The sequence below is a fragment of the Roseomonas fluvialis genome (assembly GCF_022846615.1).
In the GTDB taxonomy this organism is placed as follows: Bacteria; Pseudomonadota; Alphaproteobacteria; order Acetobacterales; family Acetobacteraceae; genus Neoroseomonas; species Neoroseomonas fluvialis.
On the sequence record NZ_AP025637.1, the window covers coordinates 4,024,188 to 4,045,448 of the forward strand.

Sequence of the window (21,261 nt, forward strand, 5' to 3'; positions counted from 1 at the left end):
GGCATTACGCCACACCAACCGCCGTGCGCACCGCGCGGTGCAGCGCCGCGGCATCGAGGTCCCGCGCGGCGCCGCCCCCCGGCGTGTCGCTGCGCCAGATCAGGTAGTCGGTGTCCGTCGCGCCCCGCGCGACGGGCAGGGATGGCCGGTGGTCGCCGAAGGCCGCCAGCACGACGGGGCGCGCGCTGCGCCGCGCCGCATTCGCCACCGCGCCCAGCATCGCATCGGTCGCCGCCATGCGCGCCGCCCATCCAGCGGCAGGATCGGCGCCGGGCCAGGGCCCATGCGCGGCCACCGTGATGGCATAGAGGAACAGCGGGGCGGCCGCGGCCTCGAGTTCCGCGACGATGCGCGCGCCCAGTGCCGCATCCGTCACCAGGCCATGTTCGCGCGGTGCATCGGCGAAGGCTGCCGCGTCCGCGAAGCGCTGGAAACCGAGCGCGGGCAGCACGCGGTCGCGCCCGAAGAAGCGCCCGTCATAGGGATGCAGGCAGGCGGTGGACCATCCCGCACCGCTGAGGGCCCAGGCGAGCGAGGCGACCGGCGTGCGGGCGAAGCGGAAATACGGGTTGAAGCGGTCGAGTCCCAGGGCCGCGTCATCGAGGCCGGTCAGCACGACGAATTCCGTGCGCATGGTATTGGCCCCGAAGCCTGGCACCGCGAGCCGCCCGCGTGCGACGGCGCTCGACGCCAGCGCATCCCAGTGCGGCAGCGCCTGGGGCAGGCCGAGCCGGCGCGGGTCGCAGAAGGATTCGAGTTGCAGCAGCACCAGGTGCGGCGGCGTCCCGTGCGGCGCGGCCACCGCGGGGGCGGGTGGATACGCGGCGCGGCGCGCGACGCGTTCCACCGCCGCGGTCCGCGCATGCAGCGCAAAGGCGGCGAGCGGGCCGAAGCGGGCGGCGTCGCGCGTGGGATCGCGCGCTAGTGCTTGGTCGCGCGTGGGGTCGCGCGCCAGTGCTCGGTCGCGCGACGGATCGCGCGCCAATGATTGCGTACGCGACGTGTCGCGCGTCTCGTCGGTGTTGACCGCGCCGCGCAGCAGCCACAACGGCCGCAGCACCACGCCCACGAGCGCGGCCGCGATGATGGCCAGCACCATCCGCCACGACCACCCCAGCGCCAACGCTGGCTCCAGCGCCAGCACGGCCAGGAATGCCGCGACCCCCGCGCCGATCCCGCCCACTACCACCGCGCGCGGCACGAAGGGCAGGTAGAATCTCGGATGCGCGGGCACCTGCCACAGCAGCCCGCCATCGGTGAAGGCCAGCGGTTCGCGCAGCGCCGCCCGCTTGGCGCGGTCCGCCACGGCCAGGAAGATGCACGCGCAACCAACCAGCCCGCCCGCCAGCACCGGCCGCGCCGTGACCGCCAGCAACGCGCAGAACGCCGCCGCCAGCGGCGCGCCATCCAGCAGCATCCAGGCCGACACGCGCGCCCCGCGGCGCAGCCACCACCAGGCGGGCAGCGGCAGCAGCGCCGCGGCCAGCAGGTGCAGGGCGGCGGTCACGCCTCGGGTGCGATGCGGAAGCGCATGCGCCGCACCAGCCAGTCGGACGCACCGGCCGGCAGCGCATCCAGCACGCGCAGCAGCGCCGCCAGCGGCCACGGGAAGGCGCAGCGCCGCGCGCCGCGCAGGATGGCGGCGTGCGTGACGTCGGCGGCGCGATCGAGGCCCATCGCCAGCGGCCGCCGCCCCTGCCAGCGCGCGCCCATCGCACTGTCGAAGAAGCCGGGCAGCACCACGGTCACGGCGATCCCGCGCGGGCCGAGTGCGGCGCGCAGCCCCTCGCCGTACACCCGCAGCCCGGCCTTGGACGCCGCATAGCCCGGCGCATCCGGCAACCCGCGATAGGCCGCGACGGAGGCCACCAGCGCGATCCGCCCTGCGCGGCGTTCGCGAAACGCCGGCAGCAGCGGTTCGATCGCGTGCATGGCGCCGAGCAGGTTCACCGCGACCTGCGCGGTCGCGCCCTCGAGGCCCTCGGACACGCCATCGGGGTCGGTCCCGCGCGAGATGCCGGCATTGGCGATGATGGTGTCGAAGGGCAGCGCCGCCTCCCAGGCCTGGATCCGCGCCGACATGGCGGCGGCGTCGCGCACGTCTATCGCCGCGGTCTCGGCCTGCGCGCCGCGGGCGGTGCAGCGTGCAGCGGTGGCGGCGAGTCCCTCGGCCCCGCGCGCGACCAGGCGCAGCGTGACACCCGGCGCGGCGAAGCGTTCCGCCAGCGCGGCGCCGAGCCCGCGCGACGCGCCGGTGACGAGGATGCAGCGCGGCGCGGTCATGCCGGGCGCAGGCGGCCCCGGGCCTTGCGCGCAGGACGGCAGGGCCGCAGGACCAGCATCATTGCGCCGCCGCCGCGAGCACCGGCCGGTCGAGCCGCGCGGCGGCAAGCGCCACCGCCTCGTTGATGCCGGCATCGTGGAAGAAGCCGCCGCGGATCAGGCACTGCGCCGCCAGCACCCGGCGCAGCGCGTCGACCAGCGCGGGGTCGGGCGGCGTCGCCTCGGTCCAAAAGCGGTCGAGCCCGTGCTGGAAGGTCAGGCCCGGCATGTCGTACAGCGCGCGGCCGAGCACCACGACCGGCTTGCCCTCCCGCAGCGCTTGCAGCCCCGCCGTGCTGTTCACCGTGACCACGCCGGCAGCGGGCGCCAGCACCGGGCCGAAGGGCAGTTCCGGCAGCCAGACCAGGCGGTCCGCCACCCCGGCATCACTCGCCACGCGCCGCGCGACGCGCCCCCAATCGGTCAGCCCGTTGTCGAGCGGATGCCCCTTCACCGCGAGAGCTGCATCGCTTGGCGCATGCGCCGCGAAGGACCTGACGATGTGCGCGATGGCGTCGCGCAGGCTGGGGAAGGGCGAATGCAGGCGCAGCTGGAAGTCGCCCTCGAGCTGCAGCGGGAACACGAAGACCGGGCCGGCCCAGGCCTGCAGCACCGCGAGCCGCCGCCGCGCCGCCGCCTGTCGCCAGGGGCGCCGCGCTCCGCGCCACAGCCAGCCGCCGTATTCGTGGAAAGCGTTCCATTGCCGGTGCGTGCGCCAATGCGGGAAGCCGCCGCGGCCGACCAGGTTGGCAATGTTGTAGCGCACGTCGTCCGATGCGCGGCGCAGGAAGGACCCGCCGGACAGGGTCTCGGGTGCCGCCGGCGGCAGGCCCCGTGCGATCGCCATGATCCGCCCGGGGTCGCGCGGCAGCGGCGAATTCGCGTTCACGCCGCCCTGTTCGAGGGTGATGTAGCCCGGCCGCAGGTAGGCTTCCTCGATCACCCAGGCCGCAAGGCCGCTGCGCCGCGCGAAGGCGATGGCCGCTATATGCAGCGGCCGGCAGTCGCTGAACATCACGAGGTCCGTGACGCCGTGCTGCGCGACCAGCGCCGCGAGCGCGCCCGGCCAGTCCTGCGGCGTGCCTGTGTAGTCGGTGGCGTTGGGCCGGCGCCAGAACAGCCGGTCGCCGGCGTTGAAGTTCACGCGGTGCACGGCGTGGCCGCGCGCTGCCAGCGCGTCGCCCAGGCGCACGAAGAAGTGCGTGGCCAGGCCTTGCAGGAACAGGAAGGAGCGTCGCGCCATCAGGCGCGCTCCTCATGATGGGGCGCCATCAGGCGCGCTCCTCATGATGGGGCGCCATCAGGCGCGCTCCTCATGATGGGGCGCCATCAGGCGCGCTCCTCATGACGGGGCGCCATCAGGCGCGCTCCTCATGACGGGGCGCCATCAGGCGCGCTCCTCGTGACGCGGCACCATCAGGCGCGCTTTGCGAGACAGGGCGCCATCACGCGCGTTCCTGATCGACGGGCGCCGGCATCCCCGGTGCAGCCGCGCATCGCGTGTTGCCACGCGGCGCCGTCCACGGCATCGGCGCCCGGGCGCGGACCGCCCGGCACCCTCAGCCGCGCCCCTTCAGCAGGCGCGCCATGGCCTGCCCCTGCCAGCGGCGCAGCCGGGCCAGCAGGCCACCCCTCCAGGGGGCAGTCTCCGCCAGGCGATCCAGCAGGGCTTCGGGCGGGCATGGCAGTTCGCTCACCGGGTCCTGATAGCGGGGATAGAGGATCAGCGCACCTGCCACCAGTTCATCAAGCGTGAGCCGCCGCACTCGCCGCGCGATCGGCGCGTGGTCCTGCGTCAGCCCCCAGCCGGCGTAGAAGGGCTGGCCCCAGCAGGTCACAGCGCGGCCACGCAGCAGCGCCTCGAAGCCGGTCAGCGAGGTGATAGTATGGACCTCGTCCACCTGGTCGAGCAGCGGGGCGATCGTCACGTGGTCCAGCACGATATCGGCCAGGGCGCGGGCCGCGTCGGCCGGCACCGCGCCGCGGCGGTAGCCGGCCTCGACATCCGGATGGGGCTTGAAGGCGATGTAGGCGTTCGGCGCGGCCCGCCGCGCCGCGCGCAGCAGGTCGAGGTTGCCGCGCACGGCGCCTGCCGCACCGCGCAGGATGGACAGGTCGTCCTCGACCTGGCCTGGCACCAGGATGCGCCGCCGCCCGGGCGTGGGCGGCAGCGCCGGCGCGGCGCCTGCCAGATTGTACTTGGTGATGCCGCGCGCCACGAGCACGTCGCGCAGCGCCGCCGCACGCGCCAGCAGCGCCGGTGGGAAGGTCGTGGTCGCGAGCAGGATCTCGAGGTCGCTGGCACCGCCGGCGTCGAAATAGGGCCGCCGCCCATCGAGCGCGAGGGAAGCCGCCGGCAGGAAGCCCGCCCCCAAACCGGCCGAGCGGATGAAGCCATCCTCGACCCAAACCACCGGCACGCCGGCCGCGGCAGCCCGGGCGGTCAGGTCGGCCGGGGCGCGGCTCGGCCAGGCGGCGACCGCACCGCCCCGCGCGCTCGCCAGCGCCACCGCGTCGCGGGCGGTGCGAGCGAAGGCCGGCGGGCCGGCGGCGCTCGCGAGCACCGCCGCCATCCGCCGCCGCTTCCAGAAGGACATGCCAAGGCAGACGGCGATACGGCGATTGGCGGCTTCCGCCGCGCGCCAATCTCCCAGCAGCGCGATCGCCTGTTCGAGGTCGATCGGGATGCCGCGGACCGGGTCGGCGCAGCGGGCCGCGGCGGCGATCGCCGCCCAGGCCGCTCCGGCATCCGCGACCCGGCCGCCCGGCCCGCGCACCGCCACGCCTGCCAGCGTGCCCAGCAGCGCCATCGGCCCCGGCAGCGCATGCACACCCGCCGCCACGTCCAGCAGCGTCCAGGGCGAGAGGAGATCGCGCCGCGTGGCGCCCAGCAGGGGCGCGGCCGTGGCCGGGGCATGCGGGTCGCGCAGCGCCAGCACCGGACGCCCGTCGGCCTGCGCCAGCGCATCGCGCCACAGCCCCAGCGCGGCGTCGCGGCGCGACGGGTCGCAGGGGTCGATGACCAGCACCGCCTCGACAGGGCCGTGGCCGAGCGCGGCCGGCCCGGGGTCGGCCAGGCCTGGGGGGCCGCCGATACGGGCGGCGCGCAGCGCGGCTTGCAGCGCCTGCGGGCAGATGCCGGCATCCGGGGCCGGCGCGGCGGCGAGCGCGTGCGTGACAGGGTCGGGCGCCTCGCCGGCCAGCAGGACGGCCGGCACGCGGCGCCCCGCGAAGGATGGCGGAGCGAAGGGGCCGGGCGAAAGGCGCAGCACGCGGCCATCCCACCGGGCCGGGACGGCATCGCCCGCCGGCACGGCCATCACCGCATCAGGCGCCACGCCCGCCCGCAGCGGCCCGACGCAGGCCTCCGGCCAGAAGGCAGGCAAATGCGGCCAGCGCCGCAGCAATTCGTGCTGGACGAGGATACGCCTTGGCAAGGTCACGCGCCTATGCTGCCCCCGTGGGTCGGGGCGCCGAGCACGCACGCCGTATGTGCCGCGCATCGCATCTGCTTGTTTTTGCGTAAGTCGCCACGAAACGCTAGGGTATCTAACTGCTGTTCCAAAGGGTCGGTGCGGATGGGTGTAAGGCGCGAACGGATCGCTGCCGGATGGACCGGGGCCGCCGTGGCACTGGCCCTGCTGGCAGGGTGCGCGGAACCGACGGCGGTCATCTCGCCCGGCACCGACACCCCCGTCGCCATCACCGACCCGGTCGTTGCCTTCGCCGCGAATGCCTCCCCCGGCGCGGAGGACAGCGTGGTGCTGCCCTCGACCGGCCAGACCGCCAGGCTGCGCATGGTGCGGTCGTATACGGCCGCGAGCGGGCGGGAATGCCGCGAGATCCAGGTGAACACCAGCGGCACGGCCCAGATGCGCCTGCTCTGCCGTGCCGGGACCGGCTGGCGGGAGGCGCGGCCGCTGCTGCGCGACGGCGTGGGCCGGCCGTGAGCGGCAGCGCGCCACGCCCGTTGCTCATCGATTGCGCGCGGATGCAGATGCGCGTGATCGGCGCGCTCATCATCCGCGAGATGCATACCCGCTTCGGGCGGCACAAGTTCGGCTACCTGTGGCTGTTCTTCGAACCGCTGCTGCTCGGCGCGATGATCGCCATCATCCACCAGTTCCGCGGCAGCCAGGACAGTATTCGCGCCAACTTCGAATTCTTCGCGATCGGCTACATCCTATTCTTCAAGTTCCGCGGCATGGTCAACCGCGCGGGCAGCACCATCAGCGCCAATCGCGGACTACTGTACCACCGGCAGGTGACCCTGCCCGACCTGTTCTATGCACGCCACATCATCGAATCGATCGCCTGCACCGGCGTGATGGTGCTGTTCACCATCGCTGGCGTCGCGATGGGCGGCCAATACCCCGACAGCGTGGTCAAGATGCTCTCGGCCATGATGCTGATGTTCCTGTTTGCGCAGGGCCTTGCCCTCGTGATCGGCGCCGCGACCAGCGAATGGGACGGGCTGGAGCGCCTGGTGCACGCGATGTCCTACCTGATCCTGCCCTTCAGCGGCCTGTTCTTCATGGTCGAATGGCTGCCGGGCTGGATGCAGGAGATCGTGCTCTGGATCCCGACGGTGCACATCTTCGAACTCCTGCGCGACGGGCAGTTCGGCGACTTGTACCGGCCTGTGTATGACCTGAACTACGTGTTCGGCTGGATCCTCGTGACCCACCTGATCGGGCTGACCGGACTGCGCCTCGCGCGCAACCGCCTGGGCCTGGAATAGGGGGCGTGGGTGTCGCTCGACCTCTACGACGTCCACAAATCCTACCCGATGAATGTCGGCCGCAAGCATGTGCTGCGCGGCGTCACCGGCAGCTTCCGCAAGGGCGAACGGGTAGGCATCCTGGGCCGCAACGGCACGGGCAAGTCCACGCTGGTGCGGATCCTGGGCGGGGTCGAGGCCCCCACGCGCGGCACCATCCGGCGCACCATGTCGGTCTCCTGGCCGATCGGCATGGCAGCCGGGTTCCAGCCGGCGCTGTCGGGGGCGGACAATTCGCGCTTCATCGCGCGGATCTACGGCAAGAAGGCCTCGGAAACCGTCGACTTCGTGGAATCCTTCGCCGAGCTCGGCGACTATCTGAACATGCCGGTCGGGACCTATTCCTCGGGCATGCGTTCGCGCCTCGGCCTCGCGATCTCGCTGGCGGTCGAATTCGACTGCTTCCTGGTCGACGAAGCCCTGGCGGTGGGCGACACCAAGTTCGGCCGCGCCTTCGCCGCGCGGCTGCAGCGATCGGGCCTGATCCTCGTCACCCACCAGCCCTCCCTCGTCCGCCAGCTCTGCACCCGCGCGGCAGTGCTGGATCAAGGGACGCTGACCTTCTACGAAGACATCGATGAAGCTCTCGCCACCTACAACAGCCTTTGAACCCGGCAAGGCCGAGCCGGTCGCGGCCTGGAGCGAGGCTGCGCCGACCCCGCCGCCCCGGCCGGAACGACGGCTGCTGCGCTTCGTCCGCCACCCCTTCACCTGGTGCGTGCTACTGCCCACAGCGCTGGTGGCCGCGTATTTCTACCTCGTCGCCTCCCCGCAATACGTCTCGGAAGCGCGCTTCGTGGTGCGCTCGCGCGCCGACGCGCCGCAGCTCTCGCTCGGCGCCGTGATCTCGGCCGCGGCCGGCGGCGGCGGCGGCGCCACCGCCGAGGCCAACAGCGTGCGGGACTTCCTGCTCTCCCACGACGCGGTGATGCGCACGCAGGACCGCATCGACCTGATCGCGATGTGGTCGCGCGACGATGCCGACTTCTACGCGCGGCTGCACAACACCGAGCCAGAACGCCTGACCAAGTTCTACAATTCCATGGTCTCGGCCAGCTTCGATACGTCGACCAGCGTGACCACGCTGCGCGTGCGCAGCTTCCGCCCCGAGGATTCCAAGGCGATCGCCGTGACCTTGCTGTCGCTCTCGGAATCGCTGGTGAACAGCCTGTCCGAACGGGCGCGCGAGGATGCGCTCAGGATCGCGCGCGCCGAGCTGCAGGTCGCCGAACAGCGAGTGGCGGAATCCCGCGCCGCGCTGACGCGCTTCCGCGAGCAGCAGCAGGACCTCGACAGCGCCGGCACCGCCACTGCCGCGGCCTCCACCATCTCGGCGATGGAAAGCGCGCTGACCGCCGCCAATGCCGAATTGCGCGAACGCATGGCCTTCATGCGCCCGGACAACCCCGCGCTGCAGGTCACGCGCAACCGAATCGCCGCCCTGGAACGTCAGATCGAGGTGGAGCGCGCCCGGCGCACCCAGGGTGAGGGCACGCTGGCGCAGCAGCTCGGCAACTTCGAACGGCTGATGCTGGAACGCGAATTCGCCGACCGCCAGCTTGCCTCCGCCACCGCAAGCCTCGAGGCCGCGCGCGTCGAGGCGCAGCGCCAGCAGGTCTACATCGCGCGCGTGGTCGAACCGAACCTGGCGGTCTATCCCCTCTATCCGCGGAAGCTCATCAGTGTTGGCAGCGTTTTCCTTGGGCTTTCGGTCGCATTCGGCATCGGCTGGCTGCTGGTGGCGGGGATGCGCGAACATGCGATCTGACATCCTGCGGCGCGCCTGCATGGCACTGGGGCTGCTCGCTGGCCTCGCGGTGTCGGGGCAGGCGGTGGCGCAGAACCGCACCCTGGCGCCCGGGATCGGCGGCGTGCCGGGCCAGTTGCCGGGCTTCCCCCTTCTGGGCCAGGGCAGCGGTGGAACGGCCGGGGGCACCCAGATCCCGGGTTCGGCGCCGGCCGTGCTGCCGCCGCCCACCTTCGACCAGCGTTCGCTGGCCGACATCCCCGGCCAGCAGCGCGGCCTGGAACGCCTGGGCAGCCCGACACAGGCCGAGGGCGGGGCATCCCTGGTCGCCCCGCTCGGCGACCAGGCACGCGTCGCCGGGCCCGCCACCGCGGTGTTCGGCGCGGCGCTGTTCACCGGCCAGCAGCAGAGCAGCTCGGAAGCGCCCAACCCCAACTACGTCCTCGCACCTGGCGACCGTGTCTCGGTCCGCGCCTGGGGCGCGGTCGATTCCGAACTGGTCGGCGTGATCGACCCCGCCGGCAACCTGTTCCTGCCCAATATCGGCCCGGTGCGCGTGGCCGGCGTGCGGGTCGGCGACCTCCAGGCGGTGGTCGAGGGCGAGGTCCGCAAGGTCTACACCACCCAGGTGCAGGTCTATGCGACCGTACTGTCCACCCAACGCATCGGCCTGTTCGTCACCGGCTTCGTGCGCGCGCCCGGCCGCTATGCCGGCGTGGCATCGGACAGCATCCTGGATTTCCTGGTGCGCGCCGGCGGCGTCGACCCCGGGCGCGGGTCGTTCCGCGAGATCACCGTGGCGCGCGGCGGCGGCACGATCGCGACCATCGATCTCTATCGCTTCCTGCTGCAGGGCGTGCTGCCGCAGATCCGCCTGCAGGAGGGCGACACTATCATCGTCGGCCGCCAACGCGCCATGATCGGCGCCGATGGCGCGGTCAGGAACAACTACCTGTTCGAGAGCACCAGCCGCGCCAACCTCAGCGGGCGCGAACTGATCGAACTGGCCCGGCCGCTGCCCGCCGCGACCAATGCGGTGGTGCGCGGCGTGCGGTCCTCGCAGCCCTTCTCGCGCTACATGACCATCACGGAACTCGCGCAGCAGACTCTGCTCGACCAGGATACCGTAACCTTCGTGGCCGACGTCGCGGCCCGTACCATCCGGGTCAATGTCGAGGGCAGCCGGCTGTATCCCTCGGTGCTCGTGACCGACCGCGACATGACGCTGTGCGGCATCCTCGACCACATCGCGGTCGATGCGCAGTTGGCCAATACCGAGGGCGTCTTCCTGATGCGCCCCTCGCTCGCGATCTCGCAGAAGCGCGCGATCGACGAGGCGCTGGACCGGCTGGAACGCCAGCTGTTCCTTGCACCCTCGGCCACCACGCGCATCGCGGAATCGCGCGCGCAGGAAGCCAACCTGATCTCGCAGTACATCTCCCGCGCGCGCCGCGTGCAGCCCGAGGGGCGCGTGGTCGTGATGGGCGCGAGCGGCGCCTGCGCGCCCATCCGGCTCGAGAACGGGGACATCATCGTCATCCCCGAACGCTCCCAGACCGTCTTCGTGCAGGGCGAGGTCAACATGGCCCAGCCCGTGATCTGGCGCGAAGGCTGGGGCATCGAGCAATACCTCGACGCCGCGGGCGGGCTCACGGCGCGCGGCGCGCGCTCCACCCTCATGCTGCGCCGCCCGTCGGGCGAGGTCATCCTCGACCCCCGCGTGCCCCCGCGCGCCGGGGACGAGTTGATCGCGCTGCCCTATCTCGACCCGAAATACTGGCAGATGGGCACCGACCTGGTGACGGCGCTGTTCCAGATCGCGCTCGCCGCGCGCGTGTTCATCAACAACTAGCGCCGCAGAATGCGCCTGGCCGTCCTCGCCGACGTGCACGCCAACCTCGAGGCGATGCACGCCTGCCTGGACCATGCGCTGGCGCGCGGGGCCGAACGCATCCTGCTGCTCGGCGACCTGGTCGGCTACGGCGCCGACCCGGCCGCGGTGGTCGACGTCGCGATCGCGCTGGTCGCCGCCGGCGCCGTCGCGCTGCTGGGCAATCACGACGAGGCCGCGATCGGCACCGGCGCGACCGGCATGAACGACATGGCGGCCATCGCCATGGACTGGACGCGCGGGCGCCTCACGGACACGCATCGGGGCTTCCTGGCCGGGCTGCCCCTCACGCACGAGGAGGACGGGCGGCTCTTCGTCCATGCCGAGGCCTCCGCCCCCGCGCGCTGGCGCTACGTGACCGACGGGGACGCCGCGCTGCGCAGCCTCGAGGCAACCACCGCGCACGCGACCTTCTGCGGCCACGTCCACCGCCCCGCGCTGTACAGCCTTGGCGAGACCGCGAAGCTCAATGCGTTCCGCCCGGTGGCCGGCGCGCCGGTGCCGCTGGCGCGGGGGCGCCGCTGGCTCGCGGTGCTGGGCGCAGTGGGTCAGCCGCGCGATGGCGACCCCGCCGCCTGCTATGCCATGGTCGATACGGTGCAGCTCGGCGTGACCTGGCATCGCGTGCCCTACGACATCGCGGCCGCGGCCGGGAAGATCCGCGCCGCCGGGCTGCCCGCGGGCCTCGCGGAGCGGCTTTTCGTGGGGCGCTGAGCGGTGCCGCGCAGCGGGACCGTGCTCGATGGCTTCGAGGTGGGCGAAAGGCTGCACGAAGGCGGCATGGCGATGCTGTATCGCGCCGCGCGGCCCGGCGACGACACCCCCATGCTGATGAAGGTGCCGAGGTTGCGCGAGGGCGAGGACCCTGCGGCGATCGTTTCGTTCGAGATGGAGCAGCTGATCATGCCGCGGCTGTCCGGCCCGCATGTGCCGCGCTTCATCGCCATGGGCGGCTTCGAGGCCGACCCCTACATCGTCATGGAGCGCATCGAGGGCCCGGCACTCTCGGCCCGCCTGCGCGAATTGCCGCTGCCGCCCGAGGAGGTCGCCGCGATCGGCGCGGCCATCGCCGATGCTCTCGACGACCTGCACGGGCAGCATGTCGTGCACCTCGACGTGAAGCCGGCGAACATCCTGTTCCGCCCCGACGGCACCGCGGTGATGGTGGATTTCGGGCTGGCCCGCCACGACCGGCTGCCCGACCTGATGGCCGAGGAATTCCGCCTGCCCTACGGCTCCACGCCCTATATGGCGCCGGAACAGGCGATGGGCATCCGCCACGAACCGCGCAGCGACCTGTTCGCGCTGGGGGCGGTGCTGTACCAGCTCGCCACGGCCGACACGCCCTTCGGCGAGCCACAGCACCTCAAGGCCGTGAAGCGCCGGCTGTGGCGCGACCCGGTGCCGCCGCGCCGCCGCCGCCCGGCGATCCCGCCCTGGCTGCAGGAGATCATCCTGCGCTGTCTCGAGGTGAACCCCGACCGCCGGCCACCCACCGCGGCGCAGCTCGCCTTCGACCTGCGCCACCCCGACCAGGTCGCACTCACGGACCGCGCCCGGCGCCTCCGGCGCGATGGGTTCCTGACCGTACTGCGCCGGCGCCTGCGGCCCGAACCCCCCGGGCTTCGGCGCGGCGGCGCCGCCCGCCAGATCGCCGTCTCCCCCATCCTCGCGATCGCGATTGATACGTCGGGCACCGACGACACACTCGCCGACGCGCTGCGCAACCAGGCGCAGAAGATGCTGGCCAGCCGGCCCGGCGCGCGGCTGGCCTGCCTCAATGTGCTGAAGTCGAACCTGATCGCGATGGACAGCACGCTCGATGATGCGGGGCGCAACCGGCATGTGCAGCGGCTGCTGGAACTGCGCCACTGGGCCGCGCCGCTCGGCCTCGCGGAGGGCCGCGTGACCTTCCACGTGCTCGAGGCAGCCGACGTCGCAGGCGCGATACTGGACTATGCGCGCGCCAACCGGGTCGACCATGTGGTGCTGGGCGCGCGGGAAGCGTCCTTCTCGCGCCGGGTGCTCGGGTCGGTCTCGGCGCAGGTGGCGGGGGAGGCGCCGTGCTCGGTGACCGTGGTGCGCCGGAGGCGGGCCGACGCCGCACCGCCGGCCTGACGCCAGGCGCGGTGCCCCCATTCGGGCGCAGGCGCAGCAAGCCTTGAATTTCGCCGCCGCATCGGCGCAAATCATCATTGCGACTGCGCGCCGGACCCGGGCCCAGCCAGCGGCGCTGCTGCAAGGAAGACCGCATGGCGACCCTCAAGGGCCTCGACCTCAACCTGCTGCTGGTGTTCGAGGCGCTGTACGACACGCGGTCGGTCTCGCGCGCCGGCGTGCGGCTCGGGCTCAGCCAATCCGCCACCAGCCACGCCCTGGCCCGCCTGCGCGAGACCTGCCGCGACGAATTGTTCCTGCGCACGCCCACCGGCATGACGCCGACGCCGGTCGCCAACCGCATCTTCCCCGAGATCCACCAGGCACTCGAGGCGCTGCGCCATTCGGTCGAGGAAGCGCGCGGCTTCGACCCCGCCGCCAGCACCCGCCGCTTCGAGGTCGCGATCCCGCATCCCTGGGGCCCAGTGCTCGCGATGCGCATCCGCGACGCGGCCCTGGCCGAGGCGCCGCGCGTGACGATGCGCTTCGACACGCGCACGCTGGCCGACGACGCGCCGACGCTGATGCGCGAGGGGCTGCTCGACCTTGCGGTGGACTGGATCCGCGCCGAGGACGACCGCTTCGTCAACAAGCGCCTGTTCGACGACAGCCTGGTGATCGCCGCCCGCGGCGGGCATCCGCGCGCCTTCAAGGGCATGGGCTGGCGGCACCTGGCGGCGGAGGAATTCGTCCGCTGCCACCGTCGTGCCCCGGAACGCCGGCCCAAGGCCCTGCAGGGGCGCCTGTGGGAGATGATGGCCGATAGCCGGCTGACCGTGAGCGAGTACCTCGAAGTGCCCTTCGTGGTGCTGCGCACCGATTACCTCGGCGTCCTGCCTCGCAGCATGGCGCGTGTCGCCGAACAGGAATACGGCATGATCATCACCGACGTGCCAGGCCCGCCCATCCGCATCCCGATCTGGCTGGTGTGGCACGAAGGTCGGCGCCGCGATGCCGGACATGCGTGGCTACGCGCATTGGTGGCGCGCGAGATGCAGGCGGCGGCGGCCAGGGCCGGCCTTGGCGGCGGGGCCGAGGCCGCGCTTCCGGTGGCGGCGCAGTAGCGCGCCGGCGCACCGACCCGGCGGATCGCGCAACGGCGCGCCCCGGGAGCGCAAGGCGCGACCGCGCCCAGACCCTTGGAGTAGATCCCGACCAGATGGAATCATCTGGCCGGGTGAAGATGCTCGCGACAACAGCTGCCTAGAGACGTCGCCGTAAGCCACGGCGAACGGAGGCGTCTCTAGCGGCGCCGGGCGCGCCAATGCGTGTCGCGAGGGCATGCCGCGCGGATGCGCGGCGCCCGCCACCACAGGGACCTACAAACCATGCTGCTCGCGCACCGGCAGGAAGCGGATCATGGGCCATTCCTCCTCGGCGCGCTTGCGGCGCCAGTCGGAGGTGAAGAAGGCCACCTGCTCAGCGTCGTGATCCTCGGCCATGTCCATGCGGTTGGAGGCGGCGAAGCGTTCGATGGCGTCGCGGTCCTCCGACGCCATCCAGCGCGTCAGCGCCCAGGGCGCCGCCTCGAACGACGCCGGCACGCCGTATTCGGCCTTCAGGCGGGACGCCAGCACATCGAGCTGCAGCAGCCCCACCACGCCCACGATCGGCTGCGACCCATCCAGCGGGCGGAACAGCTGCACCACGCCCTCATCCGCCAGCTCGTCCAGCGCCTTGCGCAGCTTCTTGGCCAGCATCGGGTCATCGAGGCGCACGCGCCGCAAATGTTCCGGTGCGAAGGATGGCACGCCCTGGAAATTCAGCGCCTCGTTCTCGCTCAGCGTATCGCCGATGCGGATGCCGCCATGGGTCGCGATGCCGACCACGTCGCCCGGCCAGGCTTCCTCGGCCACCTGGCGGTCTTTCGCGAAGAAGAACAGCGGTGCGTTGACCGGCACCAGCTTGCCGGTGCGGACCTGGCGCAGGCGCATGCCCTTTTCCAGCCGGCCGGAACAGATGCGGAGGAAGGCCACGCGGTCGCGGTGCTGCGGGTCCATGTTCGCCTGGATCTTGAACACGAAGCCGGACAGCTTGGGTTCCTCCGGCCGCACCAGGCGGGTATCGGCCGGGCGCGGGCGGGGCGGCGGGGCGAAGCGTGCCAGGCCCTCCAGCAGATGCGCCACGCCGAAATCCCGCAGCGCCGATCCGAAGAAGACCGGCGTCAGCGATCCTTCCAGGAAGCGCCCGAGGTCGAATTCCGCGCAGCCCCCGGCCGCGAGTTCCGCCTGTTCGCGCAGCGTGGCCGAGAGGTTCGCCGGCACATGCGCGCCGATCGCTGGGTCATCGAGGCCCGACAGTGCGATCACCTCCTCGCTGTCCACCATGCGCAGCGACGGGTTCAGCATGTCGTACACGCCGCGCAGGTCCGCCCCCTGCCCGACCGGCCAGGCCACCGGCGCGGCATCGAGTGCGAGCGTCTTCTCGATCTCGTCCAGCAATTCGAAGGGGTCGCGCCCCTCGCGGTCCATCTTGTTGACGAAGGTGATGATCGGGATGTCGCGCATGCGGCACACCTCGAACAGCTTGCGCGTCTGGCTCTCGATGCCCTTGGCGGCATCGAGCACCATCACCGCGGCATCGACGGCGGTCAGCGTGCGATAGGTGTCTTCCGAGAAATCCTCGTGGCCCGGCGTGTCGAGCAGGGTGAAGACCGTGCCGTCCTTCTCGAAGGTCATGACGGAGGTCGCGACCGAGATGCCGCGTTCCTGCTCGATCTTCATCCAGTCCGACCGGGTGCGCCGGGCATTGCCCTTGGCGCGCACCTGGCCGGCCAGCTGGATCGCGCCGCCCTTCAGCAGCAGCTTTTCGGTCAGCGTGGTCTTGCCGGCGTCCGGGTGGGCGATGATGGCGAAGGACCGGCGCCGCGCGGCCTCGGCGGCCACGCGGGCATCCGCGGGGAGGGGCATGTCCATGGTGGGGCCAGCCTATAGGCCAGAATACCACGGGCGGGAACGGGTCGCGGGCCGTCGCGCGGCGGCCCTGCAACGCAGCGGGCCATGGCCGCGTTCCAGCCGACGTGTCCGTCCGGCGCCGCGCCATCCGGCGGGGTCGGAAATCCGGCATCGGCCCGGCTTGGCCACGCCTTTTTCATGCCTCGGCCGGATGATGCTATGTCCGTTACCAAGACCATCGAGGAACCGCCCACCGTGCCCCTCAAGCCGCTCAAGAAGGCCGTCCTGCCCGTTGCCGGCCTTGGCACCCGATTCCTGCCCGCCACCAAGGCGATGGCCAAGGAAATGCTGCCCGTGGTGGACAAGCCCCTGATCCAATACGCGGTCGAGGAGGCGCGCGCCGCCGGAATCGAGCAGTTCTGCTTCATCACCGGCCGCGGCAAGACCGCCATCGTCGAGCATTTCGACGTCGCCTACGAACTCGAACGCACGCTCGCGGACCGCAACAAGACCGCGGAGCTGGATGCCCTGCGCGCCCAGGCCATGACGCCCGGGTCGATCGTGACGGTGCGCCAGCAGGTGCCCATGGGGCTCGGTCACGCCATATGGTGCGCGCGGGCCTTCGTGGGCGACGACCCCTTCGCCATCCTGCTGCCCGACGACCTGATGATGTGCGACACCTCCTGCACCGCGCAGCTCGCGAGCGCCTACCAGGAGACCGGCGGCAACGTGGTGGCGATCGAGGAAGTGCCGATGGACCGCGTCAACCGCTACGGCGTGCTCGACGTGGCCGAGGACAAGGGGCGCCTGGTCTCGGTGAAGGGCCTGGTCGAGAAGCCCCCGGTCGACAAGGCCCCGTCCAACCTCACGGTGATCGGCCGCTACGTCCTGATGCCCGAGGTGATCGGCCACCTGGCCAAGATGGAGAAGGGTGCGGGCGGCGAGGTCCAGCTCACCGACGGCATGGCGAAGCTGATCGGCCACCAGCCCTTCCACGGCCTGCGCTATGACGGCAAGCGCTTCGATTGCGGCGACAAGGCCGGCTACCTGGAAGCCCAGGTCGCCTTCGCGCTGAAGCGCCCGGACATGGCGCCGGCGATGCAGGCGATCCTCAAGTCCTATGGTTGAGGGCGCGCTGCCCGGCGGGATGCCGCCGGCCGACCGGGACCTCGCCGGCTATGAGGGCACCCCGCCCGACCCCGCCTGGCCCGGCGGGGCGCGCGTGGCTGTCTCGATCGTGGTGAATGTCGAGGAAGGCGCGGAACTCTCCATCGCCTCGGGCGACGAGCGCAACGAGAGCGGGCCCGAGACCGGCCAACTGGTGCAGGGCGCGCCCGACCCCTGCATGGAAACCCACTTCGCCTACGGATCGCGCGTCGGGCTGTGGCGGGTGATGGATGTGCTCGACGCCTATGGCGTGAAGGCGACCTTCTCCTGCTGCGCCCGCGCCGTGGCCGTGACCCCTGCCCTGGCCGCCGCGCCGGCGGCCCGCGGGCACGAGGTCTCCGCCCATGGCTGGCGCTGGGAAATGCACGCCAACATGCCCGAGGCGACCGAGCGCGCGGTGATGGCCCGCACCATCGCCACCCTCGCCGAACACGCCGGCACGCGGCCCGTGGGCTGGCACACCAAGTCCGCGCCATCGGTCAACACCCGCCGGCTGCTGCTGGAGGATGGCGGATTCCTGTACGATTCCGACGCCTATGACGACGACCTGCCACGGCTGCTGCCGGGAACGCGCCACGTCATCCTGCCCTACGCCTTCGACACCAACGACATGCGCTTCCGCCCGGGCCAGGGCTTCGTCTTCGCGGAAGACTTCTCGCGCTATTGCATCGCGGCCTTCGACCGGCTGATGGCCGAGGGCGGCCGGATGATGTCGGTCGGGCTGCACCTGCGCACAATCGGGCGGCCGGGGCGCATCGCGGGGCTCGAGCAGTTCCTCGCGCATGTGGCGAAGGCGAAGGACCAGGTCTGGGTCGCCCGGCGGCGCGATATCGCGCAGCACTGGCTGGAGAGGTTTGGGTGATCGCCGGGAGGGCGCTGCCCTCCCGGACCATCCCGCCAGGGGGCAGTGCCCCCTGGACCGCCGGAACCCGGATCCGTTTTCGCGAGCATCTTTACCCGATCCGATGAGTCCATCGGATCGGGATCTGCTCTAGGCGCCCGAGGCGCGGACCACGGGGGCCCAGCGGGCGGCTTCGCGCGCGACAAAGGTCGAGATCTCGGCCGGCGTCGGGTCGCCCAGCGACACCATGCCGATCGCCGCCCAGCGCTCGCGCGCCGCGGCCTCGGCCATCGCGGTGGCCATGTAGGTCCGCAGCCGACCGACGATCTCCGCCGACAACCCCGCCGGGCCCGCCAGCAGGAACCAGTTCGACGCGATCGACCCCGGGAAGCCGGCCTCGACGATGGATGGCACGTTCGGCACCGAGGACACCCGCTGCTCGCTGGTCACCGCGAGGCCGCGGATGGAATTGCCCTGCACGCCGCCCGTATGTGCCCCCACCGTGTTCCACAACGACGTGGTGTTGCCGCCGATGATCGCCTGCTCGGCGTCCGCGGCACCGCGGAAGGGCACGTGGAGCAGTTCGACCCCCGCCTCCTGCGCCCAGAGCATGCCGGCCAGGTGGCCGACCGAACCGACGCCGGACGACCCGAAGGACACCGCCTCTCGCCGCACGGCCGCGGCGGCCTTGTAGTCCGCCATGGTGCGGATCGGCCCGTCGCCCTTCACCGCGCACAGGATCGGCGCGCCGCCGAACATCGTGATGTAGGCGAAGGACCGCTCCGGATTATAGGCCGGCGGCGGCGTCATGCTGACCGAAACGGCCAGCGGCCCGGTATTCGTCACCAGCAGCGTGTAGCCATCCGGCGCCGCGGCCGCGACCTGCGCGGTGCCCACCGCGCCGCCCGCGCCGGGCCGGTTCTCGACGATGAAGGGCTGGCCGAAAGCGCGCTCCATGCCCGCCGCCAGGTAGCGCATGACGATGTCCGACGTCCCGCCCGGCGCATACGGGTTGATGATGCGCACCGGCCGGTTCGGCCAGGCCCCCTGGGCATGCAGGGCCGACGGCGCGGCCAGCACGGCGGGTGCGGCGAGAAGGAGACGACGACGGAGCATGGGCTGCCCTTTCCGATGGCGGCTGGCGACAAGCATGCCTGCGCGCCGGGCAGCCCGGGCACCACAGGCGCTGGCAGCCGTGCGATAGCACGACCTGCCGCGCGGCGGAGCAAGCACCGTGCCGTCGGGCTGGCGCGGCTGGGGCCAGTGCCCCGCCGGGCGATCGCGGCTCAGCGCCGGGTGGTCGAAACCGGACGCGGCACCGGGCGCGGCAGCGCGGGCGTCGTGGCGCGGCTGCCCTGTTCCACGCGCGGCGCGGTCGGCGCGGTGCGGCGCGACGCGGCCGCCGCGCGCGGGGCCGGTGCGCGCGGGGCGGTGCTGCGCGCGACCGGCGCGCGCACGGCCTGGGTTGCGGCGCGTGCCGCTGTCGTGCCCCGCCCGGCGCCGACGCGGGCCTGCGTGGCGGCGGCGCGCGTCGTGCCGGCGCGGCGGTCGGGCACGGCGGCGCGCGCAGCGGTCGCGGCGCGCGCCGTGGGCACCGCCGCGGCCATGATCGACGACGGCGGGCGTGGTGCGACGCCCATCTGCGCGAAGCCCTGGTCGAGCAGCGCGCCCATGTGCCGGTCGCGCTCCACCCAGGACGACCCGCCCATGGTCACGCCCACCAGCCGCACGCCGTCGCGCAGCGCCGAGGTCACGATGTTGAAGCCGGAATCGCGGATGAAGCCGGTCTTGATGCCGTCCGCGCCCTCGTAGTCGCCCAGCATCCGGTTGTGGTTGCGGATCATCGCGCGCCCCCACGAGAAGTGCACCGTGCTGAAGTAGTGGTATCGGTTCGGGAAGTCGGCGATCAGCCGCTGGCCGAGCGTGGCCATGTCCCGCGCCGTGGTGATGTTGTCCGGGTCCGGCAGGCCGGAGGCGTTGCGGAAGGTGGTGCGCGTCATGCCGATGGCGCGTGCGCGCATGGTCATGACCTGGCCGAAGCGTTCCTCGCTGCCAGCCAGGTGTTCACCCACCGCGGCGGCGACGTCGTTGGCGCTCTTGGTGACCAGCGCGTAGATCGCCTGCTCGACCGACAGCGTCATGCCGGCCGGCAGACCGAGCTTGGACGGCGGGCGCGAGGCGGCTTCCTCGCTCATGCGGATCGGGGTGGTGAGCTGCACGCGGCCGTCGCGCAGCGCCTCGAACAGCATATACAGCGTCATCATCTTGGTGAGCGAGGCGGGGTAGCGCTGTTCATCGGCATTGGCGGCGACCAGCACGCGGCCACTGCGGGCTTCCACCACCATCGCGGCATAACGTTCACTGCCGATCTGTGCAGCCGCGGGTGCTGGCGCCAGCCAGGCGGCCAGCAGCGCCAGCAGGCCCGGCAGCAGGCCGTGCGCGGCGCGGAATCGGACGCTCGCGCGCAGTTCGGCGCCGGTCTGCGGCATGCGGAATCCCCCTCGAGCCCGGTCCTGGCGGACCCGGCAGTATCACCCTTGGTCCAGAATAGCGACGGCGCGGTGCCGCCGTCCAGCCGAAACGTGCAACGACTTCCTTATACCGCAATGGGTTACAAAGTGGTGTTGCGACATTCCGCCATAGTCCCCGGCCCTGTCCGCCGTCGGGCCTTTGCAAAGTTATGGTGCGGTGCAAAAAAAATGTTGCGAGGGACCGTCCCGATCAGATAAACCCCGGGTCATGTTGCAGCGCAGCAAACCGACCCGGAAGCCCGGGCTACCAAAGCGGACCGCGCCCCCCGTGGTCCCAACCCCCAATATGGAAGAGGACCAGGCCATGGCCGAGACCAAGACCCCCGACGTGAAGAAGATGGCCGCCGAGGGCGCGGCCCAGGCGCAGAAGATCGTGACCGACGGCGCGGCGCAGGCCCGCGTCGCGATGGAGAAGGGCATGGAGCAGATGACCAAGGGTGCCGAAGGCGTGATGAAGGCCGTCGAGGAAGCGACCGAGTTCGGCCGCGGCAACATGGAGGCCTTCACCAAGGCCGCCCAGACCTGGACCGTCGGCGCGCAGGACCTGGCCCGCCAGATGATGGCGCTGGCGCAGGGCCTGACCGACCACTCGCTCGAGGGTGCGAAGGCTCTCTCGGCCGTGAAGTCGCTGAACGAGGCCGCCGAGATCCAGGCGAAGTACGCCAAGGCCGCGCTGGAGAAGGCCGTTGCCGAGTCGGCGAAGATGCAGGAAGCGGTCTTCAAGCTGACCGAGCAGGCCGTGGCGCCGATCTCGGCCCGCGTGACCGTCGCCATGGAAAAGATGGCCAAGCCGATCGCGGCCTGAGCCACGAGACCCGAGGCCCCTCGGCGCGATCCCCCTCCCCCAGCGCCGGGGTGGCCCAACGGCCCGGACCGGGCCGGCCTGTCGCATCCGCGGCGGGCCGGTTCCGGTCCGGGCTTTTTTAATGAC

Annotated in this window: 18 protein-coding genes; 11 read left to right on the forward strand and 7 right to left on the reverse strand. The window is 72.0% G+C overall.

The window, feature by feature from the left end; translation table 11 throughout:
- Nucleotides 1–4: 4 nt before the first annotated feature.
- From MWM08_RS19340 to MWM08_RS19355, 4 genes are all read right to left on the reverse strand, one after another.
- Nucleotides 5–1,507 (reverse strand): sulfatase-like hydrolase/transferase, encoded by a 1,503-nt coding sequence (locus MWM08_RS19340; RefSeq protein ID WP_244408150.1) that lies wholly within the window; start codon nt 1,505–1,507, stop codon nt 5–7.
- A complete protein-coding gene (locus MWM08_RS19345; protein ID WP_244408151.1) occupies nt 1,504–2,283 on the reverse strand; it encodes an SDR family NAD(P)-dependent oxidoreductase in 780 nt (259 codons plus the stop codon). The genes MWM08_RS19340 and MWM08_RS19345 overlap by 4 nt, the downstream gene beginning before the upstream one ends.
- Nucleotides 2,284–2,341: 58 nt before the next feature.
- A complete protein-coding gene (locus MWM08_RS19350) occupies nt 2,342–3,565 on the reverse strand; it encodes a capsule biosynthesis protein (protein WP_244408152.1) in 1,224 nt (407 codons plus the stop codon).
- A 316-nt stretch (nt 3,566–3,881) separates the two neighbouring features.
- Nucleotides 3,882–5,765 carry a capsular polysaccharide export protein, LipB/KpsS family gene (locus MWM08_RS19355; RefSeq protein WP_244408153.1) on the reverse strand — a complete coding sequence of 628 codons (1,884 nt, stop codon included), beginning with the start codon at nt 5,763–5,765 and terminating at the stop codon, nt 3,882–3,884.
- A 183-nt stretch (nt 5,766–5,948) separates the two neighbouring features.
- Between MWM08_RS19355 and MWM08_RS19360 the strand changes: the two genes are divergently transcribed.
- The 8 genes from MWM08_RS19360 to MWM08_RS19395 all read left to right on the forward strand — a co-directional run bounded on the left by MWM08_RS19360 (nt 5,949) and on the right by MWM08_RS19395 (nt 13,961).
- On the forward strand, nt 5,949–6,272 hold the full coding sequence (locus MWM08_RS19360; protein ID WP_244408154.1) for a DVU3141 family protein: 324 nt from the start codon (nt 5,949–5,951) through the stop codon (nt 6,270–6,272).
- Between the two features lie 53 nt (nt 6,273–6,325).
- Nucleotides 6,326–7,063: an ABC transporter permease gene (locus tag MWM08_RS19365; protein WP_244408155.1), complete on the forward strand. Its 738-nt coding sequence runs from the start codon at nt 6,326–6,328 to the stop codon at nt 7,061–7,063.
- Nucleotides 7,064–7,072: 9 nt separating this feature from the next.
- The gene (locus MWM08_RS19370) at nt 7,073–7,711 is read left to right on the forward strand and encodes an ABC transporter ATP-binding protein (RefSeq protein ID WP_244408156.1); all 639 of its coding nucleotides are present in this window, start codon (nt 7,073–7,075) and stop codon (nt 7,709–7,711) included.
- Nucleotides 7,680–8,870 carry a KpsE/RkpR family capsule polysaccharide export protein gene (locus MWM08_RS19375; protein ID WP_244408157.1) on the forward strand — a complete coding sequence of 397 codons (1,191 nt, stop codon included), beginning with the start codon at nt 7,680–7,682 and terminating at the stop codon, nt 8,868–8,870. The genes MWM08_RS19370 and MWM08_RS19375 overlap by 32 nt, the downstream gene beginning before the upstream one ends.
- Nucleotides 8,860–10,701, forward strand: coding sequence for a polysaccharide biosynthesis/export family protein (locus tag MWM08_RS19380; RefSeq protein WP_244408158.1), 1,842 nt, complete (start codon nt 8,860–8,862; stop codon nt 10,699–10,701). Before MWM08_RS19375 ends, MWM08_RS19380 begins: the two co-directional genes overlap by 11 nt.
- Nucleotides 10,702–10,710: 9 nt before the next feature.
- The gene (locus MWM08_RS19385) at nt 10,711–11,454 is read left to right on the forward strand and encodes a metallophosphoesterase family protein (RefSeq protein WP_244408159.1); all 744 of its coding nucleotides are present in this window, start codon (nt 10,711–10,713) and stop codon (nt 11,452–11,454) included.
- Nucleotides 11,455–11,457: 3 nt separating this feature from the next.
- Nucleotides 11,458–12,858 carry a serine/threonine protein kinase gene (locus MWM08_RS19390; protein WP_244408160.1) on the forward strand — a complete coding sequence of 467 codons (1,401 nt, stop codon included), beginning with the start codon at nt 11,458–11,460 and terminating at the stop codon, nt 12,856–12,858.
- A gap of 134 nt (nt 12,859–12,992) precedes the next feature.
- Nucleotides 12,993–13,961 carry a LysR family transcriptional regulator gene (locus MWM08_RS19395; RefSeq protein ID WP_244408161.1) on the forward strand — a complete coding sequence of 323 codons (969 nt, stop codon included), beginning with the start codon at nt 12,993–12,995 and terminating at the stop codon, nt 13,959–13,961.
- A gap of 255 nt (nt 13,962–14,216) precedes the next feature.
- Here the strand turns inward: MWM08_RS19395 and MWM08_RS19400 are convergent, their stop codons facing one another.
- Nucleotides 14,217–15,806: a peptide chain release factor 3 gene (locus tag MWM08_RS19400; protein ID WP_480461672.1), complete on the reverse strand. Its 1,590-nt coding sequence runs from the start codon at nt 15,804–15,806 to the stop codon at nt 14,217–14,219.
- Between the two features lie 204 nt (nt 15,807–16,010).
- Here MWM08_RS19400 and galU point away from each other — a divergent pair, with 204 nt between their 5' ends.
- Both galU and MWM08_RS19410 read left to right on the forward strand, forming a co-directional pair.
- Nucleotides 16,011–16,919, forward strand: a complete 909-nt coding sequence (gene galU / locus MWM08_RS19405) for a UTP--glucose-1-phosphate uridylyltransferase GalU (protein WP_244408163.1) — start codon at nt 16,011–16,013, stop codon at nt 16,917–16,919.
- Nucleotides 16,912–17,820, forward strand: a complete 909-nt coding sequence (locus tag MWM08_RS19410) for a polysaccharide deacetylase family protein (RefSeq protein ID WP_244408164.1) — start codon at nt 16,912–16,914, stop codon at nt 17,818–17,820. Before galU ends, MWM08_RS19410 begins: the two co-directional genes overlap by 8 nt.
- Nucleotides 17,821–17,949: 129 nt before the next feature.
- On the opposite strand, the gene MWM08_RS19415 is transcribed toward MWM08_RS19410, so the two are convergent.
- Nucleotides 17,950–18,915: a Bug family tripartite tricarboxylate transporter substrate binding protein gene (locus MWM08_RS19415; protein ID WP_244408165.1), complete on the reverse strand. Its 966-nt coding sequence runs from the start codon at nt 18,913–18,915 to the stop codon at nt 17,950–17,952.
- A gap of 170 nt (nt 18,916–19,085) precedes the next feature.
- The gene (locus MWM08_RS19420) at nt 19,086–20,288 is read right to left on the reverse strand and encodes a D-alanyl-D-alanine carboxypeptidase family protein (RefSeq protein ID WP_244408166.1); all 1,203 of its coding nucleotides are present in this window, start codon (nt 20,286–20,288) and stop codon (nt 19,086–19,088) included.
- A 346-nt stretch (nt 20,289–20,634) separates the two neighbouring features.
- On the opposite strand from MWM08_RS19420, the gene MWM08_RS19425 reads away from it, so the two are divergent.
- Nucleotides 20,635–21,135, forward strand: coding sequence for a phasin family protein (locus tag MWM08_RS19425; RefSeq protein WP_244408167.1), 501 nt, complete (start codon nt 20,635–20,637; stop codon nt 21,133–21,135).
- The last annotated feature ends 126 nt before the right edge of the window (nt 21,136–21,261 follow it).

Bases quoted from the DNA above. Each gene is read 5' to 3' on its own strand.
- MWM08_RS19345 (WP_244408151.1), bottom strand. From the start codon at position 2,283: ATGACCGCGCCGCGCTGCATCCTCGTCACCGGCGCGTCGCGCGGGCTC.
- MWM08_RS19350 (WP_244408152.1), bottom strand. From the start codon at position 3,565: ATGGCGCGACGCTCCTTCCTGTTCCTGCAAGGCCTGGCCACGCACTTC.
- MWM08_RS19375 (WP_244408157.1), top strand. From the start codon at position 7,680: ATGAAGCTCTCGCCACCTACAACAGCCTTTGAACCCGGCAAGGCCGAG.
- MWM08_RS19380 (WP_244408158.1), top strand. From the start codon at position 8,860: ATGCGATCTGACATCCTGCGGCGCGCCTGCATGGCACTGGGGCTGCTC.
- MWM08_RS19385 (WP_244408159.1), top strand. From the start codon at position 10,711: ATGCGCCTGGCCGTCCTCGCCGACGTGCACGCCAACCTCGAGGCGATG.
- MWM08_RS19395 (WP_244408161.1), top strand. From the start codon at position 12,993: ATGGCGACCCTCAAGGGCCTCGACCTCAACCTGCTGCTGGTGTTCGAG.
- MWM08_RS19400 (WP_480461672.1), bottom strand. From the start codon at position 15,806: ATGCCCCTCCCCGCGGATGCCCGCGTGGCCGCCGAGGCCGCGCGGCGC.
- galU (WP_244408163.1), top strand. From the start codon at position 16,011: ATGTCCGTTACCAAGACCATCGAGGAACCGCCCACCGTGCCCCTCAAG.
- MWM08_RS19410 (WP_244408164.1), top strand. From the start codon at position 16,912: ATGGTTGAGGGCGCGCTGCCCGGCGGGATGCCGCCGGCCGACCGGGAC.
- MWM08_RS19415 (WP_244408165.1), bottom strand. From the start codon at position 18,915: ATGCTCCGTCGTCGTCTCCTTCTCGCCGCACCCGCCGTGCTGGCCGCG.
- MWM08_RS19420 (WP_244408166.1), bottom strand. From the start codon at position 20,288: ATGCCGCAGACCGGCGCCGAACTGCGCGCGAGCGTCCGATTCCGCGCC.
- MWM08_RS19425 (WP_244408167.1), top strand. From the start codon at position 20,635: ATGGCCGAGACCAAGACCCCCGACGTGAAGAAGATGGCCGCCGAGGGC.